The organism is Priestia sp. HNGD-A6, assembly GCF_045784335.1.
GTDB lineage: Bacteria > Bacillota > Bacilli > Bacillales > Bacillaceae_H > Priestia > Priestia zanthoxyli.
In genome coordinates, this window is the sequence record NZ_CP138621.1 from 3,684,972 (window position 1) to 3,708,402 (window position 23,431).

Annotated in this window: 24 protein-coding genes; all 24 read left to right on the forward strand. The window is 39.2% G+C overall.

Going from position 1 to position 23,431, the window contains the following annotated elements; all coding sequences use genetic code 11:
• Positions 1–12: 12 nt before the first annotated feature.
• The 24 genes from SCI76_RS18860 (at position 13) to SCI76_RS18975 (ending at position 23,411) form a co-directional block, all read left to right on the forward strand.
• On the forward strand, positions 13–735 hold the full coding sequence (locus SCI76_RS18860) for a hypothetical protein (protein WP_033579749.1): 723 nt from the start codon (positions 13–15) through the stop codon (positions 733–735).
• A gap of 229 nt (positions 736–964) precedes the next feature.
• Complete coding sequence (gene spoIVA, locus SCI76_RS18865) at positions 965–2,443, forward strand: stage IV sporulation protein A (RefSeq protein WP_013059017.1); 1,479 nt, start codon at positions 965–967, stop codon at positions 2,441–2,443.
• A gap of 373 nt (positions 2,444–2,816) precedes the next feature.
• Positions 2,817–3,089: an HU family DNA-binding protein gene (locus SCI76_RS18870; RefSeq protein WP_013059016.1), complete on the forward strand. Its 273-nt coding sequence runs from the start codon at positions 2,817–2,819 to the stop codon at positions 3,087–3,089.
• Positions 3,090–3,237: 148 nt separating this feature from the next.
• The gene (gene folE, locus SCI76_RS18875) at positions 3,238–3,804 is read left to right on the forward strand and encodes a GTP cyclohydrolase I FolE (protein WP_013059015.1); all 567 of its coding nucleotides are present in this window, start codon (positions 3,238–3,240) and stop codon (positions 3,802–3,804) included.
• 25 nt (positions 3,805–3,829) lie between these two features.
• Positions 3,830–4,060 carry a trp RNA-binding attenuation protein MtrB gene (mtrB, locus tag SCI76_RS18880; protein ID WP_028411509.1) on the forward strand — a complete coding sequence of 77 codons (231 nt, stop codon included), beginning with the start codon at positions 3,830–3,832 and terminating at the stop codon, positions 4,058–4,060.
• 278 nt (positions 4,061–4,338) lie between these two features.
• Positions 4,339–5,133 carry a heptaprenyl diphosphate synthase component 1 gene (locus SCI76_RS18885; protein WP_029714662.1) on the forward strand — a complete coding sequence of 265 codons (795 nt, stop codon included), beginning with the start codon at positions 4,339–4,341 and terminating at the stop codon, positions 5,131–5,133.
• A 4-nt stretch (positions 5,134–5,137) separates the two neighbouring features.
• Positions 5,138–5,842, forward strand: a complete 705-nt coding sequence (locus SCI76_RS18890; RefSeq protein ID WP_013059012.1) for a demethylmenaquinone methyltransferase — start codon at positions 5,138–5,140, stop codon at positions 5,840–5,842.
• An 81-nt stretch (positions 5,843–5,923) separates the two neighbouring features.
• Positions 5,924–6,889 carry a heptaprenyl diphosphate synthase component II gene (hepT, locus tag SCI76_RS18895; RefSeq protein ID WP_028411507.1) on the forward strand — a complete coding sequence of 322 codons (966 nt, stop codon included), beginning with the start codon at positions 5,924–5,926 and terminating at the stop codon, positions 6,887–6,889.
• Positions 6,890–7,004: 115 nt separating this feature from the next.
• Entirely contained in the window at positions 7,005–7,454 is a 450-nt protein-coding gene (gene ndk, locus SCI76_RS18900) for a nucleoside-diphosphate kinase (protein ID WP_013059010.1), read from the forward strand.
• Positions 7,455–7,665: 211 nt separating this feature from the next.
• On the forward strand, positions 7,666–8,448 hold the full coding sequence (locus SCI76_RS18905) for a protein-glutamate O-methyltransferase CheR (protein ID WP_028411506.1): 783 nt from the start codon (positions 7,666–7,668) through the stop codon (positions 8,446–8,448).
• A 134-nt stretch (positions 8,449–8,582) separates the two neighbouring features.
• A complete protein-coding gene (gene aroC, locus SCI76_RS18910; protein ID WP_028411505.1) occupies positions 8,583–9,755 on the forward strand; it encodes a chorismate synthase in 1,173 nt (390 codons plus the stop codon).
• Positions 9,755–10,837, forward strand: a complete 1,083-nt coding sequence (gene aroB, locus SCI76_RS18915; protein ID WP_063248555.1) for a 3-dehydroquinate synthase — start codon at positions 9,755–9,757, stop codon at positions 10,835–10,837. Before aroC ends, aroB begins: the two co-directional genes overlap by 1 nt.
• A 283-nt stretch (positions 10,838–11,120) precedes the next feature.
• Entirely contained in the window at positions 11,121–12,635 is a 1,515-nt protein-coding gene (gene trpE, locus SCI76_RS18920; RefSeq protein ID WP_028411503.1) for an anthranilate synthase component I, read from the forward strand.
• Positions 12,628–13,653 carry an anthranilate phosphoribosyltransferase gene (gene trpD, locus SCI76_RS18925; protein ID WP_028411502.1) on the forward strand — a complete coding sequence of 342 codons (1,026 nt, stop codon included), beginning with the start codon at positions 12,628–12,630 and terminating at the stop codon, positions 13,651–13,653. The genes trpE and trpD overlap by 8 nt, the downstream gene beginning before the upstream one ends.
• A complete protein-coding gene (gene trpC, locus SCI76_RS18930) occupies positions 13,643–14,410 on the forward strand; it encodes an indole-3-glycerol phosphate synthase TrpC (RefSeq protein ID WP_028411501.1) in 768 nt (255 codons plus the stop codon). The genes trpD and trpC overlap by 11 nt, the downstream gene beginning before the upstream one ends.
• Entirely contained in the window at positions 14,400–15,026 is a 627-nt protein-coding gene (locus SCI76_RS18935; protein ID WP_221832045.1) for a phosphoribosylanthranilate isomerase, read from the forward strand. Before trpC ends, SCI76_RS18935 begins: the two co-directional genes overlap by 11 nt.
• Positions 15,023–16,237, forward strand: coding sequence for a tryptophan synthase subunit beta (gene trpB / locus SCI76_RS18940; RefSeq protein WP_045292887.1), 1,215 nt, complete (start codon positions 15,023–15,025; stop codon positions 16,235–16,237). The genes SCI76_RS18935 and trpB overlap by 4 nt, the downstream gene beginning before the upstream one ends.
• Positions 16,224–17,039: a tryptophan synthase subunit alpha gene (trpA, locus tag SCI76_RS18945; RefSeq protein WP_013084883.1), complete on the forward strand. Its 816-nt coding sequence runs from the start codon at positions 16,224–16,226 to the stop codon at positions 17,037–17,039. The genes trpB and trpA overlap by 14 nt, the downstream gene beginning before the upstream one ends.
• Before the next feature lie 4 nt (positions 17,040–17,043).
• The gene (gene hisC, locus SCI76_RS18950) at positions 17,044–18,147 is read left to right on the forward strand and encodes a histidinol-phosphate transaminase (RefSeq protein WP_063248558.1); all 1,104 of its coding nucleotides are present in this window, start codon (positions 17,044–17,046) and stop codon (positions 18,145–18,147) included.
• 72 nt (positions 18,148–18,219) lie between these two features.
• The gene (locus tag SCI76_RS18955) at positions 18,220–19,320 is read left to right on the forward strand and encodes a prephenate dehydrogenase (protein ID WP_028411498.1); all 1,101 of its coding nucleotides are present in this window, start codon (positions 18,220–18,222) and stop codon (positions 19,318–19,320) included.
• 21 nt (positions 19,321–19,341) lie between these two features.
• Entirely contained in the window at positions 19,342–20,631 is a 1,290-nt protein-coding gene (aroA, locus tag SCI76_RS18960) for a 3-phosphoshikimate 1-carboxyvinyltransferase (protein WP_033579753.1), read from the forward strand.
• 304 nt (positions 20,632–20,935) lie between these two features.
• Positions 20,936–22,192, forward strand: coding sequence for a lipopolysaccharide assembly protein LapB (locus SCI76_RS18965; RefSeq protein ID WP_221832047.1), 1,257 nt, complete (start codon positions 20,936–20,938; stop codon positions 22,190–22,192).
• Positions 22,193–22,289: 97 nt separating this feature from the next.
• Positions 22,290–22,835 carry a ReoY family proteolytic degradation factor gene (locus tag SCI76_RS18970; RefSeq protein ID WP_013058996.1) on the forward strand — a complete coding sequence of 182 codons (546 nt, stop codon included), beginning with the start codon at positions 22,290–22,292 and terminating at the stop codon, positions 22,833–22,835.
• Positions 22,836–22,952: 117 nt separating this feature from the next.
• The gene (locus SCI76_RS18975) at positions 22,953–23,411 is read left to right on the forward strand and encodes a YpiF family protein (protein ID WP_260505733.1); all 459 of its coding nucleotides are present in this window, start codon (positions 22,953–22,955) and stop codon (positions 23,409–23,411) included.
• The last annotated feature ends 20 nt before the right edge of the window (positions 23,412–23,431 follow it).

The following is a 23,431-nucleotide window of genomic DNA, read 5'->3' on the forward strand; positions in this document are numbered from 1 at the left end:
AGGGTGAGGAAAATGAAAAAATTCATGCTAACGTCTATGGTTGGGTTAACCATTTTTGTATTATCCGGTTGTTTATACCCGACGGAAAGAATGTCTCAAAATCAAGTTCCTTATAAAGATCAAGTTGCTTCCGTACAAACGGCCGTTGATCAATTTAAAGAAGAAAGCGGAGGCTTATTGCCGATAAAAACGAAAGATATGGACACGCCGATTTATCAAAAATATCCGATTGACTTTACAAAAATTGTTCCTAGATACATGCAAGACGCACCTGGGAATTCGTATGAAAGCGGAGGGATATTTGCGTACGTGCTTGTGGATGCAGAAACAAAGCCCACGGTTAAATTATTAGACTTACGGATGGCGGATACGATTCAAGATGTTAATGTACATTTGAATATATACCGTCAAAACCATAAAGGGTACGTACCGTTTAAAGACGTCATCGCTCCCGGCGTATTCTCTATTAACTATAAGAAATTGAATATGAAAGAACCCCCTGTCGTTACTAGCCCGTATACAGGGAATAGTCTTTCTTTAATTGTTAATGGGCAGGGAGATGTATTTGTAGATTATCGTCCTGATTTGTATGATGCCATTCAAAAGCATAAAAGCTCCTACAAACCGGGTGAAGATATCCGAAAGCTCCTTGTGGAAAACAGTGATTTTGTACCTGCTTACTCTCTTCCTTATACAGTTAACGATAAGAATGAACCAATATTTTTTAAAAAATAAGTCATGAACCCCTTCTCCTTGAATAATATTCAGAGAGAAGGGGTTTTCTCTTTCTTGTACACCAATAATGAAAATCAGAATGACTAAGTCAGCATGTGCATGAAAAAAATCATAAATTTTTCTATCAAAAGTCATATTTTAATAGGACAACGTCATAACTATATAGTGTCCTAATTTACTCTCGCAATGGATGTCATATTCCATGAACTCATAGATCGGAGGGGATCTTTTGGAAAAGGTGGATGTATTTAAAGATATCGCTGAACGTACAGGAGGCGATATATATTTAGGTGTGGTGGGAGCAGTTCGAACAGGAAAATCTACATTTATTAAAAAGTTTATGGAGCTGGTGGTCCTGCCTCACATCGAGAACGAGGCAGAAAGAGCTCGCACACAAGATGAACTACCACAAAGTGCAGCTGGAAAAACGATTATGACAACTGAGCCAAAATTCGTACCGAATCAAGCAGTCAATGTTTTGGTAGATGACGGGCTAGAAGTTAACATACGGTTAGTAGATTGTGTAGGATATACAGTGCCAGGCGCTAAAGGGTACGAAGATGAAAATGGACCTCGAATGATCAATACACCTTGGTATGAAGAACCAATTCCATTTCACGAAGCGGCTGAAATTGGAACGAGAAAGGTCATTCAAGAACACTCAACGATTGGTGTCGTCATTACAACAGATGGCTCAATTGGAGATATACCCCGTCAAGATTACGTGGAAGCAGAAGAGCGCGTCATTAATGAGCTAAAAGAAGTAGGCAAACCCTTTATCATGGTTATTAATACCGTACAGCCATATCATCCCGATACAGAAAAGCTTCGTGCAAAGCTTAATGAAAAATATGATATCCCAGTATTAGCGATGAGTGTGGAAAGCATGCGCGATACTGATGTGATGAACGTATTAAGAGAAGCACTATACGAGTTCCCTGTATTAGAAGTCAACGTTAATCTACCAAGCTGGGTAATGGTTTTAAAAGATAAACATTGGCTGCGTGAAAGCTATCAAGAAGCCGTTAAAGAAACGGTAAAAGATATTAAGAGACTGAGAGACGTTGAACGGGTAGTAGAGCAATTTAGCCAGTTTGAGTTTATCGATCAGGCTCGATTAGCCGGAATTGAGATGGGGCAGGGGATTGCCGAAATTGACTTATACGCTCCAGATGACTTATATGATCAGATTTTGAAAGAAATCGTGGGAGTAGAAATTCGCGGAAGAGATCATTTGCTGCAGTTAATGCAAGACTTTGTGCATGCAAAAACCGAGTATGATCAAGTCTCTGATGCACTTCGCATGGTTAAGCAAACGGGTTATGGTGTAGCTGCACCTTCGCTTTCAGATATGAGCCTTGATGAACCTGAAATTATTCGCCAAGGATCGCGTTTTGGAGTTCGTTTAAAAGCAGTGGCACCTTCTATACACATGATTAAAGTGGATGTAGAATCAGAATTTGCGCCGATTATCGGAACGGAGAAGCAAAGCGAAGAATTAGTTCGTTATTTGATGCAAGACTTTGAAGATGATCCGCTTTCAATTTGGAATTCAGATATATTTGGCCGCTCTCTAAGTTCAATCGTAAGAGAAGGGATTCAAGGAAAGCTGTCGCTGATGCCTGAAAATGCGCGATATAAGTTAAAAGAAACGCTAGAACGGATTATTAACGAAGGATCTGGAGGTTTAATCGCGATTATTTTATAAGAATATAACGTTAGGCTCCTCATAAAGGAGCCTCTTCTTTTTGGATAGATCATACAAAACTTTACATATATTGTGATAGATCGCGTGGTTATCCTATTCCTGCGTTATTTTCTGCTTGCTATGCCTTGTTCAATATGTTAATCTTTTAACAGAAATCGATCGATCATACTGTTTTCACTACATACATACGGCAGACGAATGAAAAACATTGAATTATTTAGTTCAATCGTTTATGATTAGGCTTGTCGATACATAGGTTATGTATAATATCCATTTGTTTTGTTAAAGAATGAGATATAACGAATTACTAGATTCCTTTTCTAACAAGGTTTTTAGTTATTATATGATCCGATTTTGGGAGGAGGTGAATGGCATGAACAAGACAGAATTAATTAATGCTGTTGCAGAAGCAAGTGAGCTTTCAAAAAAGGATGCTACAAAAGCAGTTGATGCTGTTTTCGATACAATTTTAGAAGCTTTAAAAGCTGAGGACAAAGTTCAACTTATCGGTTTTGGTAACTTCGAAGTACGTGAACGTGCTGCTCGTAAAGGACGCAATCCACAAACTGGCGAAGAAATCGAAATTCCTGCTAGCAAAGTTCCTGCATTCAAACCAGGTAAAGCTCTTAAAGATGCTGTAAAATAATATCTACATAAAATGGCTTTATTCATAGCCGTTGATGAAGAGCTTTGAAAGGTCGCACATTTGCGACCTTTCTTTTTTGCCTTTGGTATATACATATGCTAGAATTTTTTTCATAAAGTCGTAATGCAACGAATTGGAGGGCAACAACATGTCATCTGTAAATAAACCACAGATCGAACAAGCTGTGAGACTAATTTTAGAAGCAATTGGCGAAGATCCAAACCGTGAAGGATTATTAGATACACCAAAGCGAGTAGCTAAAATGTATGAGGAAGTCTTTTCCGGGTTGAATGAAGATCCAAAAGAGCATTTTAAAACAGTTTTTGGAGAAGATCATGAAGAGCTAGTGCTTGTAAAAGATATTCCTTTTTACTCTATGTGTGAACACCACTTAGTGCCTTTTTACGGAAAAGCTCATGTTGCGTATATTCCAAAAGGCGGACGAGTGACCGGTTTAAGTAAGCTGGCAAGAGCGGTAGAAGCTGTTGCGAAACGTCCTCAGCTTCAGGAGAGAATTACATCTACAGTGGCGGATTCTATTGTAGAAACATTAGAGCCGCACGGGGTAATGGTAGTAGTGGAAGCAGAGCACATGTGTATGACCATGCGAGGCATTAAAAAGCCTGGGGCTATGACAATCACTTCTGCTGTGCGTGGAGTGTTAGAACACGATGCAAGTTCTAGAGCTGAAGTTTTATCATTGATTAAATCATAATGTGGATGATGAAGGAGAAGAGAATATGACACAAAAAGGAACGCCAGAGTATATTGTCATTAAAGCGGTCGAAGATGGAGTTAACGTAATTGGCTTAACGCGAGGAGCAGATACGCGATTTCATCATTCAGAAAAACTAGATAAAGGCGAAGTGATGATTGCGCAGTTTACTGAGCATACATCCGCAATTAAAATTCGTGGCAAAGCCGTCGTTCAGACTGTTCACGGAGAAATTGAATCCGATACGAAAAAATAAGCAGGGATTTTCCTGCTTTTATTTATATTTAAAATAAATGAATAAGAACAGGAAAAACATGGTGAAACTAAAAGCAATATCTTAAATTACTGTCTAAGAAATCAAGATGGTATGTAGATGAACGGTGTTCAAGCGGATGAGCAGCTAAAGGATTTAAACCGTGAAAAAGCTTCAAAAGAATTTAAAGGATATTTTATAATGTAATTATGTTATAATTGACACTATCGATTTGGAGTTAAAAGAACTTTAAACAAATAGTGATGGAAAGGGAGACAAGGATGATGAGCGTAAAAACCATCTATGATATTGTGGCCAACATGAAAGAACAGCTTCATGTTGAATTAAGTCATCCATATGTAAAAAAATATATTCATCATCCGCGTATTGATGAAAATAGATTACTGTACATGTGTTCGTTCTTAGATACTCTTTCAATGGAAGAAGAAAAAAAGAACAGCTCTGTGCTATCTGTGATGCTCGTTCAAACCGCACTTGATACCCACGATCTAGTCTCCACTCAAAATGTTAGCGGAAATGAAGGGAAGCTGCATGAGAGGCAGCTGGTAGTTTTGGCCGGAGATTATTACAGCGGCCTGTACTATTACTATTTAGCTCAAAGCAGCCAGCTGAATTTAATGAAAGTTATAGCATCTGCTATTAAAGAAATTAATATCGCTAAGATACACATTTATAACAATCGCTCTACTAATCCACACGACGTTATGAATAGTTTTTTAGCAGCAGAATCATCGTTTGTAAGATGCTTATGTGACTATTTTGAACGTGAAGAGTGGAAAGAACTTTTAAAACATGCAGCGTATTTGAATGGGATATTAAAGCAATTAAAGTCATTACAGCATAAAGAGCCTACTCTCTTGCTAAACTATTGCAAACAAATTGGCATGAATCAAGAACAAATAAAAGAATACCTTTATTCGTATACTCAACAGTCTGTAAATATTGTTAGAGGGTACTTGCGAAGTGAATTTGCGATGAATGAGTTTTTAAGAGAGCACTTAGATGAACTTACATCTAGCTTAGAAGTGTTGAAAAATGTCGTAGGAGAAGGATAGAGATATGCAGCAATCAAAAGAACAGCGTGTCCATGGCGTATTTGAAAAAATATACAAAAATTATGATCAAATGAATTCTGTTATTAGTTTTCAGCGTCATAAGGCATGGCGCAAAGATACGATGAAGCGAATGAATGTTCAAAAAGGAACAAAAGCTTTAGATGTTTGTTGCGGAACTGCGGATTGGACGCTAGCTATGGCTGAAGCAGTTGGAGAAACAGGAGAGGCAGTTGGCCTGGATTTTAGTCAAAATATGCTAAAGATTGGTGAAGAGAAAGTAAAAAACTCACCTTTTTCAAATATTACTTTACTACATGGCAATGCAATGGAGCTTCCTTTTGAAGATAATTCATTTGACTATGTAACGATTGGATTCGGACTGCGCAACGTGCCCGATTACCTTCAAGTTTTAAAGGAAATGCAGCGCGTCGTGAAACCTGGCGGAAAAGTGGTTTGCCTTGAAACGTCTCAGCCAACGATGATTGGTTACCGACAAATGTACTTGCTTTATTTTAAGTACATTATGCCTGCGCTTGGAAAGATGGTCGCTAAAAGCTATGATGAATATTCATGGCTTCAAGAGTCAGCTAGGGACTTTCCAGGTCAAAAGCAATTGGCTGATATGTTCCGTGAAGCCGGTTTGACAGATGTTGAAGTGAAATCTTACACAGGTGGAGTAGCGGCGATGCATCTAGGGTACAAACGATAAAAGAGAAAAAGCTTGTCCTACAGGTGCAACAGCCTGTAGGATAAGGAGTAAAGAATGAATATATAATGCAAGGTGAGTCCAATGAAACTAAAAATGATGTACGCTTTTTTGAATACGGATATTACCCTTATTGAGAAAGAACTTGAACAAACTGTTCATACCGATGAAACACTTATCACAGATGCTTCTCTTCACCTTTTACAAGCAGGGGGGAAACGAATTCGCCCTGTATTTGTTTTGTTGGCAGCTAAATTTGGGCATTACAATATCGACCAAATCAAACATGTGGCAGTAGCGCTTGAGCTGATTCATATGGCGTCTCTTGTTCATGATGATGTTATTGATGACGCTGATAAGCGACGGGGAAAACCAACAATTAAGGCAAAATGGGACAATCGTATTGCTATGTATACAGGGGATTACATCTTTGCTCGTGCACTTGAAGTTATGAGTGAGGTTAAAGATGTGGAAGCACATAAAATTTTATCTAATACGATGGTGGAATTAACGCTCGGTGAAATTGAACAGATTAAGGACAAATACAACCTAAACCAAAACTTACGCGTGTATCTGCGTAGAATTAAACGTAAAACGGCACTGCTAATTGCTGCAAGCTGTCAGTTAGGCGCAATTGCAGCGGGAGCTCCTGAAGATATACATAAACGTTTATTTTGGTTTGGATATTACGTGGGAATGTCATTTCAAATTACGGATGACATTTTAGATTTTATCTCATCAGAAGAACAGCTTGGGAAACCAGTTGGCAGCGACTTACTGCAAGGAAATATTACGCTGCCAGTTTTGTATGCCATTGAAAATGCTGAGTTTCGAGATAAAGTAGAACAGCTTTTCGAGAGGGAATATGAGCAAGAGCTGATCGATGAAATTATTTCTGATATTAAATCTTCTAACGCCATTGAACGTTCATTTGAGATGAGCGATCGTTATCTGCAAAAAGCGATGAGCATTTTAGAAGAACTGCCGCCAAACAAGGCGAAAAAAACGCTGCATCAAATTGCGAAGTACATTGGAAAACGGAAATTTTGATTTATTTACTTTCATAAGTTGTAAACTGCTCGAAACAATGTTAATATCTTCATGAGGTGTGATTGCGCTTTCAAAACTTGTTTACATATCATGAACTTCAGGGGTGGAGAGTAAAATGATACAAAAAACGTTTTTAATGGTCAAACCAGACGGGGTACAAAGAAGCATTATTGGTGAGGTTATTTCTCGCTTTGAGAAAAAAGGTTTTCAATTAGTTGGAGCTAAGCTTATGCATATTTCGCAGGAATTAGCTGAAACACACTATGGTGAACATAAAGAGAAACCTTTCTTCGGTGAGTTAGTGAAATTTATCACATCAGGTCCAGTTTTTGCTATGGTATGGGAAGGTGAAAACGTGATTTCAGTATCACGTCAAATGGTGGGGAAAACTAACCCTCAAGAAGCGCTTCCTGGAACTATTCGAGGTGATTATGGACTGATTGTGGATAAGAATATTATTCACGGCTCAGATTCACCAGAAAGTGCGGAGCGTGAAATCAGCTTATTCTTTGAAAGTGAAGAGCTGACTTTCTATAAAAAAGACGCAGACGCTTGGATTTACTAATTTAGATAGCGCAAAAAGACGAATGAATTTTCATTCGTCTTTTTTATTGTGTGTATAAACAGGCTTTTAGGCTATTAAGTGCAAAGATTTCCCCGCATAAACATTTTCATAATGTATTCCGATATATTAATAAGAAGATAAGCGTATATAAAGGTTTTATTTCTTTATACGTCTAACATAAACGTATAGGAATGAGAAAGGAGAGTCAAAAATGATAGATGAATACGACGCGTTTGTGGAGAAAATAAAAACAAAAACAGGCATTGATTTATCACTATATAAGCAGTCTCAAATGCACCGCCGCCTCACCTCGCTGTATGAAAAAAAAGGTTTTTCTAGTTTTTTTGAATATTATCGAGCAATGAACAGTAACAACGAACTGCTTGAGGAGTTTTTAGATCGGATGACGATTAACGTGTCAGAGTTTTATCGCAACTATCAGCGGTGGGATATATTGGAGCAAAAAATTTTACCGACTCTTGTAAAAGGAAAAACAGATCTGAAAGTGTGGAGCGCTGCCTGTTCAACAGGGGAAGAGCCGTATACACTAGCGATGGTTTTATCAACATTTTTTCCGCTTTCGCGTATTTCTATATTGGCGACCGATCTGGATGAAAAAGTGATAGAAAAAGCAAAAATAGGCTTTTATGATGAACGTTCACTTCAGGAAATGCCTGTTTCGATGAAAAATAAGTACTTTCAACAAAGAGGAACCGGGTACTTATTAGATGAAAAAATCAAAAAAACAGTTATTTTTCAAAAACATAACTTACTGTCAGACTCTTTTCCTAAAAACGTTGACTTGATTGTTTGTCGAAACGTGCTTATTTATTTTACCGATGAAGCAAAGCATGCTTTATATGAAAAGTTTAGCAGAGCTTTAGCACCTGGAGGCATCTTATTTGTAGGGAGCACAGAGCAGATTTTCACTCCGCAAAAGTATGGGTTTGAAACGGCTGATACGTTTTTTTACAGAAAAGTAAAGACCATTTAATTGAGATAACCTGAAGCGATTTCTTACAAGCTGAGGTGAAACTTTTTATATATTCTTATGTTATAGTATGGTATAGTCATATTTAAAAATGGAAAAATTCTGACGAATAATACATATTAAGCGGAGGTACGATTATGCGATATTTAACAGCAGGAGAATCACATGGTCCACAGTTGACTACTATTTTAGAGGGTGTTCCCGCAGGGCTTCCTTTAACAGCCGAAGACATCAATACAGATTTAGCGCGAAGACAAAAAGGTCATGGTCGCGGAAGACGTATGCAAATTGAAAAAGATCAAGCGGAAATTTTAAGCGGTGTTCGCCACGGCTATACGCTAGGATCTCCTATTACGTTAGCGGTAGAAAATAACGACTGGAAACACTGGACAAAAATTATGGGCATCGAGCCAATTTCTGAAGAAGAATCAGAAGAAGTAAAGCGTAAAATCTCAAGACCAAGACCAGGGCATGCCGATTTAAACGGCGCTATTAAATATGGTCATCGCGATATGAGAAATGTATTAGAACGTTCTTCAGCTCGTGAAACAACTGTAAGGGTAGCAGCAGGTGCTGTGGCTCGTCAAATCCTTGCTCAGTTCGGGATTTCTGTAGCTGGACATGTATTAGAAATTGGCGGCGTACAGGCAAATCCTCCTCAATACAAAAGCTTAGAGGAACTTCAAGAAGTCACTGAAGCTTCTCCAGTAAGATGTTTTGACTCAGCTGTTGAGAAAGACATGATGCAAGCAATCGATGATGCTAAGAAAAACGGCGATTCGATCGGAGGCGTAGTAGAAGTTATTATTGAAGGCGTGCCAGCAGGAGTGGGCAGCTATGTCCATTACGATCGTAAATTAGATGCGAAGATTGCTGCAGCTGTTATGAGCATTAATGCATTTAAAGGCGTTGAGTTTGGGATTGGATTTGAAGCGGCTCGCAGACCAGGAAGCGAAGTTCATGACGAAATTCTATGGGATGAAGAGAATGGATATACCCGTAAAACAAACAACTTAGGCGGCTTTGAAGGTGGCATGACAACAGGTATGCCAATTGTAGTACGCGGTGTAATGAAACCTATTCCAACGCTTTACAAGCCGTTAAAAAGTGTTGATATTGAAACAAAAGAAGCCTTCGAGGCAAGCATCGAACGTTCAGACAGCTGTGCTGTGCCGGCAGCAAGCGTTGTAGCAGAAGCCGTTGTAGCTTGGGAATTGGCTGATGCGCTAATCGAACAGTTTGGACAAGACCGAATTGATTTAATTGCTGAAAATATTGAGAAAATGCGTGTACATGCGAGGGAGTTTTAATGTTGCAAATTGATATTCAAACTTTATCCAAAACATATCCTCTTTATTTAGGAAATGGATTAATTGAAAAGCTGCCTTCTATTATTGAGAGTGTAAAACCTAATCTGTCGTCGGTGTTAATCATCACTGATTCAGCTGTAGATTCATATTATGGAGAAGCGGTTGTAAAAGCGATTGAGACGCAGTTTAAAGTGGCTAAATACGTAGTACCAAGCGGTGAACACGCAAAGTCATTTCAACATTACTACGATTGTCAGACTTTTGCACTCGAGCAGCAGCTTGACCGCAATGCGCTCGTTATTGCTTTCGGCGGAGGAGTAGTTGGCGATTTAGCTGGATTTGTAGCCGCTACATACATGAGAGGGGTTTCGTTTATTCAAGTGCCAACGACGCTTCTTGCTCACGATAGTGCTGTAGGCGGTAAAGTAGCCATTAATCATGAGCTTGGAAAAAATATGATTGGCGCTTTTTATCAGCCTGAAGCGGTTGTTTATGACATTGATCTTCTTAAAACGCTTCCTGAAAGAGAGTGGCGTTCTGGTTTTGCAGAAGTGATTAAACATGCTTTTATTCACGATGAAGCATTTTATGAATGGCTTCAGCAAAATATACAATCGCTGACTGATTTACAAGATGAAAAATTAATTTATGCTATTCAAAGCGGTATTTTAGTCAAAGCATCTGTTGTAAAAGAAGATGAGACAGAAGCTGGCGTTCGCGCTCACCTGAACTTTGGACATACGTTAGGTCATGCGATCGAAGCAGAGTGCGGCTATGGACAAATCAGTCACGGAGAAGGCGTAGCCATTGGGATGCTGTTTGCTATGAAAGTCAGCAATAGGCTTGGGAAAAGCGAGTTCCCTGTAGCTGAAATTGCGAAATGGTTTGAAAAATTTGGCTATGAGACGTCTGTTCCAAACCACCTTTCAGCTGAAAAGCTGCTCGTGAGAATGAAAGCAGACAAGAAGTCCAAGTCAAGCAATGTTCATATGGTACTGCTTGAAGGCATAGGAAAACCTTTTGTTCAACAAGTAGAAGATGAAGTGATTCTTAAGCTGCTGAATGAAGAGCTTCAAGCGTAGTTTCTTCAAAAGCCAAGTAGATAGTAGTTGACAAATGAATTTGAAACGTACTACAATTGGTAACAAGTTAGTTTAGAGATTTTAGTTATGAGAAAAAAATAGACAGTTTAGTTGAGATTAGGGTAGACGAGAATGAGACAGTTGAGCAGAGTTTAGTTGAGTGAATTTTACCATTCGTATACCCAAAGGCCCATTTTTGATGTGTCTTTGGGTTTATTTATTATATCCTCTTTTATATAACCTCATCTATTCTCATTCTCCATGAAATGGAGGATTGAAAGATATGACGAACACGTATACTTCTTTTTTAGAAGACTCTACAAAGTATTTAACCATTCCAATCATAAAAAAAATATTTATCGATAGCATGACACCTGTTGATCTTTTTCAGCAAGTAAAAGATGAAGCTGTATATTTGCTTGAAAGCAATGATGAATCATCACCATGGTCCAATTATTCTTTTATTGGCTTGAATCCGTTTTTGTATGTAGAAGAAGAGAACGGAACCTATCTAGCAAAAAACAAGCAGCTTCAACCTGTGCTCCAAGGAGACAGCTTTAAAGAGGTATTTTGTAAAATTCAGCAAGAGCTGAAAGTGAAAGTACCAGACCTTGCACTTCCTTTTAAAGGAGGAGCAGTAGGATTTATCAGCTACGACGCAGTATCGCAAATTGAAAAAGTAAACGTACATGCCCAAAACGATTTGAACATGCCTACTTTTCACTTTATCTATTGTCAAACGATGCTCGCTTATAATCACCAAACAAAAGAGCTTATGGTGATTCACTACATTCAGCTTGATGAGCAAGATAAAGAACAGCAGAAAAAAGAAAAACATGATGAAGCTCTAGCAGAGATCAATCGATATGTTGAAAGAATAGCGCAGACGGTGAAAGAAAAGCCAATGATGTTTGAAAGCGAGCAGCGCGAAGTTAGCTTTGAAGGCGTGACATCGTCATACCAAAAAGATAAATTTGTGCAAGATGTGGAAAAAATTAAGGAATACATTAAAAGCGGAGATGTTTTTCAAGCCGTATTGTCGCAGAGATTTCAAATTGATACGACCGTAGCTGGATTTGATATTTACAGAGTATTGCGATTAGTTAATCCATCTCCTTATTTATTTTACGTGAAAGTAAAGGGAGTGGAATTGATCGGAAGTTCCCCTGAGCGGTTGATTCAAATTGAAAACGGCCATTTAGAAATTCATCCAATTGCAGGAACGAGAAGACGCGGCAGAGATGCAGAAGAAGATGCGCGCCTGTATGAAGACTTAATTAACGATGAAAAAGAGCGGGCAGAACACTATATGCTCGTGGACTTAGCAAGAAATGACATCGGCCGAGTTGCACAGTATGGAAGTGTCCAAACGCCGGTATTAATGCAGCAGGTTAATTTTTCGCACGTCATGCACTTGATTTCTAAAGTGACAGGACGCCTTGATGAAAAAGTACATCCTATTGATGCGTTGCTTTCTGCATTTCCAGCGGGTACCGTATCTGGCGCTCCAAAAGTGCGGGCGATGCAAATCTTAAATGAAATTGAACCAGTTGCGCGAAATGTATATGCAGGAACCGTAGCATATCTCGGATTTGATGGAAACATTGATTCGTGCATTGCAATTCGTACCATTCTTTTGAAAGACCAAACCGCTTATATACAGGCTGGAGCAGGAGTGGTTGCTGACTCAAAACCGGAGCTTGAGTGGAAAGAAACCCGCAATAAAGCTAGCGCTTTAATTAAAACAATTCAATTAGCTCAAGACATCTACGATAAAAAGGAGGATGTATATGTTTAAAGAATTGTTGAAAAAGTGTTTGCGCGGCGAGTCACTTTCAGCGGAAGAAGCAGAAAAAATTATGAATGATATTATGAACGGTAAAGTCCCGGCAGCTCAAATTGCTAGCGTGCTAACCATTTTAACGTACCGAGGAGAAACCGTCGATGAAATTGTTGGTTTTGTCCGGGGTATGAAAAACAACATGAATGCTATTTCTCTAGAAGAATTAAACGTAGTAGATACGTGCGGTACGGGAGGAGACGGCGCCTCTACGTTTAATATTTCGACGGCTAGTGCGATTGTGGCATCTGCTGCTGGAGTAAAGGTTGCGAAACATGGGAATCGCGCGGTGTCTTCTAAAAGCGGAAGTGCAGACGTGTTAGAACATCTGGATATATGGATTCAAGGAAATGAAAAAGAAGTGAAAAATGCGGTGTCTGACCTCAACATGTCCTTTTTATTTGCGCCGCTTTATCACCCTGCTATGAAGCACGTTGCTGCTACTCGAAAGGAATTAGGGTTTAGAACCGTTTTTAATGCATTAGGTCCGTTAGCAAACCCTACTAATTGCACAAAGCAAGTAATTGGCGTTTACTCTATTGAGCTTGCACGGAAATTAGCAGAAGCGCTTGTTGTACTTGGAGCTAACCACGTTCTTCTCGTTGCGGGCAGGGACGGTTTGGATGAAATTAGTGCCACGGATGTAACGGATATTGTAGAAGTGCAAGACAATGTTATTACAGAATATACGCTTGCACCAGAGGATGTACACTTACAGAGAGGGAAGCTTGAAGACTTGGTGGTAGAAGACGCGAAATCGAGTGCAGAGCTCATTGAATCGCTATTTTTAAATAAAAGTAATGTAACTGCTAAAAATGCAGTCGTGTTGAACTCTGCTGCAGCTATTTACGTTAGCGGAAACGTTTCTACTTTTGAAGAAGGAGTAGCTGTAGCTTTAGAAACAATTGAATCAGGTGCTGCATACACGCAATTACAACGATTGAAATCGAAAAAGGTGGTTGAACATGCTCAATAAAATTATTGAAACAAAAAAAGAAGAAATTCAAAACCTACAGTTACCCGAACAGCAAAATGTTACAAAACGATCATTTTTAGAAGCTTTATCAAATCCAAATCGAGAGCTGGCTCTTATTGCAGAAGTAAAAAAAGCCTCTCCTTCCAAAGGATTAATAAAGGAGAATTTTCAGCCTGTGGAAATTGCTAAAGCCTACGAGGAAGGAAAAGCAGATGCTTTGTCTGTGTTAACGGATCAGCACTATTTTCAAGGACACCGAACGTTTTTAAGTGATATTAAACAGCATGTCTCTATTCCTGTGCTTCGTAAGGATTTCATCATTGATTCCATTCAAGTGGAAGAAAGTGCAAGAATCGGTGCCGATGCTATTTTACTCATCGGAGAAGCACTTGAACCATTAAAATTGCAAGAGCTTTATCTTCAAGCTGCTGAAAAAGAGTTAGATTGTTTAGTAGAAGTGCATTCTTTAGAAACGCTTGAACAGCTGTTAGCTGTATTTACACCGAAGATTATCGGGATTAATAATCGAAATCTTCATACGTTTGAAACTAGCGTGCAGCAGACAAAAGAAATCGCTAAGCACGTGCCGAAAGATCAGCTTTTAGTAAGTGAAAGCGGCATTTACTTATACGATGATGTTTCCTACGTAAAAGAAGCCGGAGCAAAAGCTATTTTAGTAGGAGAATCGCTTATGAGACAGGATAATCAAACCAAAGCGATTAAAAAGCTGTTTGGGGAAAGTGAATATGCTTATTAAGTACTGCGGTATTCGATCAAAACAAGATATAGCTTTAATCGAAAAGTCGGCTGCTACTCACATTGGCTTTATTTTCTACCCTAAAAGTAAACGATATGTAAAGCCTGAACGAGTAAATGAGTTTGTAACGGATGAAATAAAAAAACAAGTCTCGCTAGTAGGGGTATTTGCTAATACACCGGTGGATCAAATACTTGAAATTGCCTCCGTGACAAATTTAGATGTGATTCAGTGCCACGGGCAAGAGACTGCTGCTGAAGTACGTGAGTTAAAGCAGCGTGGATATGAAGTATGGAAAGCACTCCCGCACAATAACGAGACGCTACAGCAAATGCATGTATATGAAGAAGCTGACGGTTATGTAATTGATAGCAAGGTTAAAGAACAATTCGGAGGAACGGGCGTCGCTTTTGATTGGAGCTTCGTTCCTCAGTATGAATCAGCTGCACAAAAATTAGGTAAAAAATGCTTTATTGCTGGAGGAATCAATGCTTTTAACATTGAGAACTTGTTACCCTACAAGCCTGGGGCGATTGATATTTCTGGCGGTATTGAAACAAATGGAACGAAGGACTATACAAAAATTATAGAGATTGAAAGGAAGATCATACTATGACATACAATCACCCTGATGAATTTGGCCGCTTTGGTGAATTTGGCGGAAAATACGTACCTGAAACATTAATGAAACCACTTGAAGAAGTAGAAGCAGCTTTGAATGAAGCAATGAAAGATCCGGCATTTAAAGATGAGTATCTATCCTTACTCGTCAATTACTCAGGGCGACCAACGGCTTTAACATATGCTGATAATATTACCGAAACACTCGGCGGGGCAAAAATTTATTTAAAACGTGAAGACTTAAATCATACGGGTGCTCACAAAATCAACAATGCCATTGGACAGATTTTACTTGCTAAACGGATGGGCAAAACAAAAATTATTGCTGAAACAGGAGCGGGTCAGCACGGGGTAGCCACAGCTACAGTAGCTGCAAAGTTCGGAATGGAATGTAAAGTATTCATGGGAGAAGAAGATATTGAACGTCAGGCGTTGAACGTCTTTCGCATGAAGCTTCTAGGCGCGGAAGTCATTCCTGCAACTTCTGGAACAAAAACGCTAAAAGATGCAACAAATGAAGCAATCCGCTACTGGGTTCAACACTGTGAAGATCATTTTTACTTAATTGGTTCGGCAATTGGACCGCATCCTTATCCTAAAATGGTTCGAGATTTCCAAAAAATTATTGGAGAAGAAGCAAAAGAACAGTTTACAGCGGTAGAAGGAAAACTTCCGAATGCTGTCGTGGCATGCGTCGGAGGCGGCAGTAATGCAATCGGTATGTTTTATGATTTTATTAAAGAAGAAAATGTACGCTTGATTGGAGTAGAAGCAGGGGGGAAAGGACTAAATACAGCTCTTCATGCTGCTAAAATGGCTAAAGGCACAAAAGGTGTTATTCATGGAACGCTCACGTATTTACTTCAAGATGAAAATGGTCAAATTACAGAGCCTTATTCTATTTCAGCAGGTTTGGATTATCCGGGTATCGGTCCAGAGCATTCTCACCTTTCATCTATTGGACGAGTAGAATATGAAAGTGTAACGGATGATGAATCAATCGAAGCTCTTCAGCTGCTGGCGAAAACGGAGGGAATCATCCCGGCTATCGAATCCGCCCATGCGCTGGCAAAAGCATTTGAACTGGCTAAAAGCATGACGAAAGAAGAAACCATTTTAATTTGCTTATCAGGTCGAGGAGATAAGGACGTTCATACATTAGTAAACTTGCTAGAAGGGAAGGAAGAAGAACATGAATACGTTTGAAGCGAGACTACCTAAACATGAAACATTATTTATTCCATTTATTACAGCAGGAGATCCTCATGAAGATGCAACGGTGGAGATTGCTTTGTCTTTGCAAAAGCAAGGTGCTTCTATTTTAGAGCTGGGCGTACCGTATTCCGATCCTTTAGCAGATGGTCCAATTATTCAAGAGGCGTCCAAAAGAGCTTTATCTGGCGGCATGTCTATTTCAAAAGCTATTAAGCTTGTATCGGTGATGAGAAAAAAAGGTGTGAAAATACCGGTAATTCTCTTTACCTATTTTAATCCTGTGTTACAATTAGGTTTAGAATCCTTTTTCGCGTTAATGCGAGAAAATGAAATAGATGGAGTGCTAATTCCGGATTTACCGTACGAAGAGAGTGGCCGTATCCGGGAGCTTGCCGCTGAAAATGAAGTTGCGTACATTTCAATGGTTGCTCCTACATCTAAAGAGCGTATTCAAAAAATTGCTGCAGATGCAACGGGCTTCTTATACTGCGTGTCGTCTTTAGGCGTTACTGGGGTTCGCTCTACGCTGCCGGCTGATATTGGCACCTTTTTAGAAGATGTGAAAGCAGCAGCTTCTATACCGGTTGCCGTCGGTTTTGGGATTTCAACAAGCGAACAAGTAGAGGTATTAAAAGAACACAGCGACGGCATTGTAATCGGAAGTGCAATTGTTAATAAAATTGGCCAGCTTGAACAAGTTCTTTTAAATAAGGATACACGCCGAGACGGATTAAATCAAATTGAGGAGTATGTTGCATCCATCGTTTCGCCTATACAAAAATGCGAGGTGTAACACGGTGAAAGTAAAAGAACAATTACTAACTTTATCTCCATATAAACCAGGTAAGCCAATTGAAGAAGTGAAGCGTGAATTTAATTTAGATCGCGTTGTAAAATTAGCATCCAATGAAAATCCTTACGGCAGCTCTGCTTTAGTAAAAGAGGCGATTGCTGCAGAAATTGAAAATATGGCGCTTTATCCAGACGGTTATGCAGCTGAACTGCGTGCAGCAGTAGCAAAACACGTAGGTGTAGATCAAGATCAGCTGATTTTTGGAAATGGGTCTGATGAAGTCATTCAAATTATTTGCCGAGCTTTACTATCGGCTGATACAAACACTGTCATGCCAACGCCATCATTTCCTCAATATAAGCACAATGCCGTAATTGAAGGTGCAGAAATTCGTGAAGTACCGCTGCGCGGGGGAGATCATGATTTAAATGCTATGCTTCGTGCAATTGATGAAAATACGACAATTGTATGGGTATGCAGTCCTAATAACCCAACGGGAACGTATGTGAAGGGCGATGAGTTAATTTCCTTTATGAAGCAAGTTCCTAAGCATACGTTAATCGTTATGGATGAAGCGTATTTTGAGTATGCAGCAGATCAAGCCGACTATCCGAATACGGTAGAGCTTTTGAATGAATACGAAAACTTAATTGTACTTCGCACATTTTCAAAAGCATACGGCTTAGCTTCTTTGCGTATTGGTTACGGTATTGCAAACGAATCATTGCTACAAAAAATTGAGCCGGCTCGCGAACCTTTTAATACAAGCCGCATGGCTCAAAAAGCAGCAATCGTTGCTCTTGAAGACCAAGCGTTCATTGAAGAGTGCAAAAAGAAAAATGAAGCAGGTTTGCAGCAGTACTATGCTTTCTGTGATAAGAATGGCTTAAACTATTATCCTTCTTTCACTAATTTTGTTCTAATTGATTTTGGCCGTCAAGGCGATGAAGTGTTTCAATTCTTATTGCAGCGCGGATTTATCGTTCGTTCAGGGAATGCACTAGGATTCCCAACTTCCGTTCGTATTACGGTGGGAACAAAAGAACAAAATGAACAAATCATTGAATTGCTTCAGCAGTTTGTTAACCAAGAAACGGCGAAAGCTTAATACCTAATATAGTAAAAGATGAGAGTGTGATTTCACACTCTCATCTTCATATGCACAATGAGGTGAAGGAAAGTGAAAGAAAATGTTTTTGTTATAGGCCTGGGATTAATTGGAGGATCTCTTGCGCTTAATATAAAAAAGACGCATCATCATCTTGATGTAATAGGTTTTGACATTAATCAAGAGCAGCTGGAGCTCGCTAAAACTCTAGGCGTAATTGACCAAGCGGCTTCTTCTTTGCAACAAGGCGCTGAGCAAGCGGATTATATTGTTATTGCCATTCCGGTCACCCAAGCAGCGGAAGTGCTAAAACAGTTCGAACATTTTACGCTCAAACAGTCTGTCATCGTAACAGACGTAGGAAGTACAAAAGAAGAAGTAGTGAAGACAGCCGAGGCTCTTATTTCTAAAGGCATTGAGTTTATCGGGGGTCATCCGATGGCGGGGTCTCATAAAAGCGGAGTAGCTGCTTCTAAAGCTCATTTATTTGAAAATGCAATGTATGTATTAACACCTTCATCTTCTACTTCTTCGGAGGCTTTAAACAGCTTAAAGGAATTGCTAAGTGGTACAAAAGCTAAAATTATTGTAATGTCACCAAAAGAACATGATAAATTAGCAGGTGTCATTAGCCATTTTCCACATATTATTGCTGCAAGCCTTGTTCATCAAGCAGAATATTACCAACAAGACAATCAGCTAGTTTCGCAGCTTGCGGCTGGAGGGTTTCGTGATATTACACGTATTGCTTCAAGCAGTCCAGCGATGTGGAGAGATATTTTGCTTCATAACCAGGATGCGCTTCTTTCAATGTTTGACCACTGGCTTGAAGAAATGAACGACGTGCGAAATATGATCGAACGAAAAGATGCGAATGATATCTATACATATTTTTCACAAGCGAAACAATTTAGAGATCAGCTTCCTGTACGAACCAAAGGAGCGATTCCATCCTTTTATGATCTCTATGTGGATGTTCCTGACTATCCGGGTATTATCTCAGAAGTAACCGGTTATTTAGCAGAAGATGAAATCAGTATTACAAACATTCGAATTTTAGAAACACGAGAAGATATATACGGAGTATTACGTTTGAGCTTTCAAACAGAGGAAGATAGAAAGCGGGCAAGAGCGTGTCTCCATCAGCATCAATATCAGACGTTTATTTCTTAATGTACGAAAGGTGTGAATGAAATGAGTGGAAAACCATTAAAAACGAATCTTTCATCTCTTCAAGGAGAAATTTCTATTCCCGGGGATAAGTCGATTTCTCACAGAGCTGTGATGTTCGGAGCGATGGCAGAAGGGAAAACTACGATTAATCATTTTTTAGCAGGTGAAGATTGCTTAAGTACTATCTCTTGTTTTGAAAAGATGGGCGTATCGATTAAAAGAGAAGGCGAGTATGTCGAAGTGGAAGGTAAAGGTATCGAAGGATTAAGTGAACCTACTTCCATCTTAGATGTAGGAAATTCAGGAACAACTACTCGTTTAATGCTGGGGATTCTTGCCGGTGTGCCATTTCATACGTCTCTAATTGGAGATGAGTCGATTGCCAAGCGTCCAATGAGCCGTGTTACGGTGCCGCTGCGCTCTATGGGTGCAAAGATTGATGGGCGTGAGCATGGCCAATATACGCCTTTATCTACTAGAGGAGGAGCATTAAAAGCAATTCATTACCATTCTCCTGTAGCAAGTGCACAAGTAAAATCGGCGATTTTACTAGCGGGACTTCATGCCGAAGGCACAACAAAAGTAACCGAGCCTTTTACATCACGCGACCATACCGAGCGTATGCTTCGCGCATTTGGAGTAGACGTAGAGGTAGATGGAACGACTGTAAGTATTGAAGGGGGACAATCCCTGCGCGGAACGGATGTGTACGTCCCTGGAGACATTTCTTCAGCTGCATTCTTTCTTGTTGCAGGAGCCATTGTTCCAAACAGCCGAATCGTTTTGAAAAACGTCGGACTCAATCCTACAAGAACAGGTATTATTGATGTGCTTCAGCAAATGGGTGCACGCCTTACAATTTCCAATGAACGTATTCAAAATGGAGAGCCTATTGGCGATTTGACGATTGAAACGTCTCAGTTGAAAGGGATTGAAATTGGGGGCGATTTAATTCCTCGTTTAATTGATGAAATTCCGGTAATCGCTCTTTTGGCGACTCAGGCAACTGGGAAAACGGTGATTAAAGATGCGGAAGAACTAAAAGTAAAAGAAACGAACCGCATCGATACGGTTGCAACCGAGCTAAGCAAGCTGGGTGCCTCTGTTACGCCAACACCTGATGGACTTATTATCGAAGGCAAGACGGTTTTACAAAGCGGGGAAGTAGACAGCTACGGAGATCATCGAATTGGAATGATGCTTGCGGTCGCAGCAGCCATTGCAACGGGAGAGGTAACGCTAAAGAGAAGTGATGCCATTCACGTCTCCTACCCTACTTTTTTTGAAGATCTTGATGAGCTAAGCCAATAAGGAAGAGGCTGGAACAAACGTATTTTGGTTGAAGGGAAATCCGAACGAGGAATTGATATTGTTGATGAAAAATCAAACTCGTTCGGATTTTTTATTGAGATGGCGAACGAAGGTTTCATGTCTCAATCTCGTTTTTACCTAAAAAAATGTAAGCGTATTCAAATTGATTTGTTGAACAAATGCTCAAACTATTTTATCATTGTGTATAGAAGCATGTGTTCTTGCTTCGAGTTTGGAAAAATAGAAAATTAATTCGTTTTATTTTTATATAAAAAGTGAATGTAATAATAAAGGAGAATTGTGTGTGAAAGAACTAGACCGCGCGATAGGTTACGTAGAATCCAATGAAATTGAAAAAGGTCTTGCCCTTATTCATGAATTGAAAGATAAAGCTACAGACGAAGAAAAGTTTTTAATGGCTGAACAGCTGCAGGAGTGGGGACTAGTAAATGATGCGCTGCCTTTAATAGACGAGCTCATCGCTAAATACCCAGAAGAAGGCGAGCTGTATTTATTAAAAGCTGAAATGCTCATTGATTTAGAAGAAGAAGAAGAAGCCATTCATATTTTAAATCAAATTAGCAGCGAAGACGATAATTACGTGCCAGCTCTGCTTCTTGTAGCTGACTTATATCAAATGCAAGGCCTTAGTGAAGTAAGTGAGCAAAAGTTAATGGAAGCGAAAAAAATGCTTCCAAATGAGCCGGTTATCGATTTTGGGCTCGGTGAATTTTACAGCAGTCAAGGAATTTATCAAAGGGCAATTCCTTTTTATCAAACGCTGCTAAAAACAGAAAAAGAATTTAACGGTACGGATCTTCGTCAGCGATTAGCTGAAAGTCTAGCAGGTATCGGCCAGTTCGAAGAAGCGCTTCCTTACTTTGATCAAGCGTTAAAAGATAAGCTTGAGATTAACACACTATTTGAATATGCGATTTCAGCGTATCAAGCAGGTCATTATCAGACCGCTATTGAAAAGTTTACAGAACTAAAAGAGTTAGACCGTGAGTACCATTCTCTTTATTTATATTTAGCAAAGTCATATGAACATGAAGAGATGCTAGAAGAGGCTGCGGTGGCTGTCAACGAAGGTATTGCGCAGGATGAATTTCAAAAAGAACTTTACTTTTTTAAAGGTAAAATAGCATTAAAGCGCGGTCTAGAAGAAGAGGCTGAATCGGCGTTTCAACAAGCGATTGCACTAGATCCAGGGTACATTGAAGCTATTTTAACTCTCTCTAAACTTTATATGAGTCAAGAGAGATATGAAGATGTAGTAGAGAATATCGAGCACGCCAAAGAATATAATGAGCATGACCCTCATTTTGAATGGGATTTAGCAAAAGCTTATCAGGAATTAGAAAATTATGAAGAAGCGCTAAAATACTACGAATCTGCATATACTGTTTTTAAAGAAGAGTATGCGTTTTTAGAAGAGTATGGCTATTTCTTATTAGAAGAAGGACAGCGCTCGAAAGCGAAGGGGATTTTCCAAGCTTTATTAGCCATGGATCCAACAGTAGATGAAATTCAAGACATATTATTTCAATTAGAAGAATAAATAATAGTTCAGAGGATTTTATTGCTGCCGTGTGGAATAAATAACTGTAAAAGGTGTTTTAACTGAGAGTTTAAACACAGAGGAGGGAAGTGAGAATATGACGACCCCTGTTACTGTCAACGAGAAAAAAGAATTTGTTCGCTGGTTTTTAACGAATTATCAGCTGAAGCGCAGAGAATGTGTATGGATTTTAAATTATTTGATGAGCCATGATCAATTGATGAAACGAGTTCACTTCGTTGAGCAAGCACAGTTTTGTCCTCGCGGGATGGTGATGTCTACGCACTGTGTGGAAGACCCTCCATTTCGTTTTTATAAAGAAAATATCATGACAACCGATGCAGAAAAATCATTTCATGATATTCGTTTGAATCGAGAAGAAGACATTTATATTCAATTAAACTTCCGATCGTTGTATTCATCGCCTCAATATGTGGCTGTACTGGAAGACAATCCGTATATGCCAAAAGCTAATCAAACAAATGAAAAAGACAGAGTATTAGCTGAGCAAATATTGGAAGAATCTATTCAGAAATTTCAACGATCAAAAATCATGGAACTAATTGATAAAGCATTAGATGAAAATGATAAAGAGGAATTTCAGCGCTTAAGCGAATATTTAAATAACCATTATGTACAGTAGATAAACGAGAGATTGGCTAGCTTCTTAGAAAAAGGTCAATCTCTTTTTTTATCTCCTTATTCAGTTTGAAAAATAAATAAGACAAGCCTTAGCAAGCTTGCTGAGAGGAGAAGAAAGTTGAAGCTGCAGGCGAAGGAAATGGATGTGTATTTACAATCCAAAAGTTATGTTGATACCGTATTGGTTCCACTCATTCCCATTGATTTCGGAGAAGATTTAAAGCTTACTGCATCTATGAGTGAATATACGACTGCTCTTACTGAAGAGTTAGAAAGACAATTTAAAGGAAGAGTGATTTTAACACCTAGTTTTACATACTTAAAAAAAGATGGAGTAGCTGCTGTTTATGAAACATTACTTCGTTGGAATGAGCATATAAATGACAATGAAGTCAAACATCTTTTTGTGCTTACTAGCGACCGAGATTGGCTGCAGTATGGAAAAGAAATAGGGGCTCACTGCATTTGGATACCTGCTTTACCGCTTGAGCATATAGACGACTCGCATAAGTATACGCTCATACATGAACAAGTCCAACAGCTCCTGCCGATTTTTGTAGAGAAATGGAGTGTTTAAAAAGACTGTAGAATAAGCAA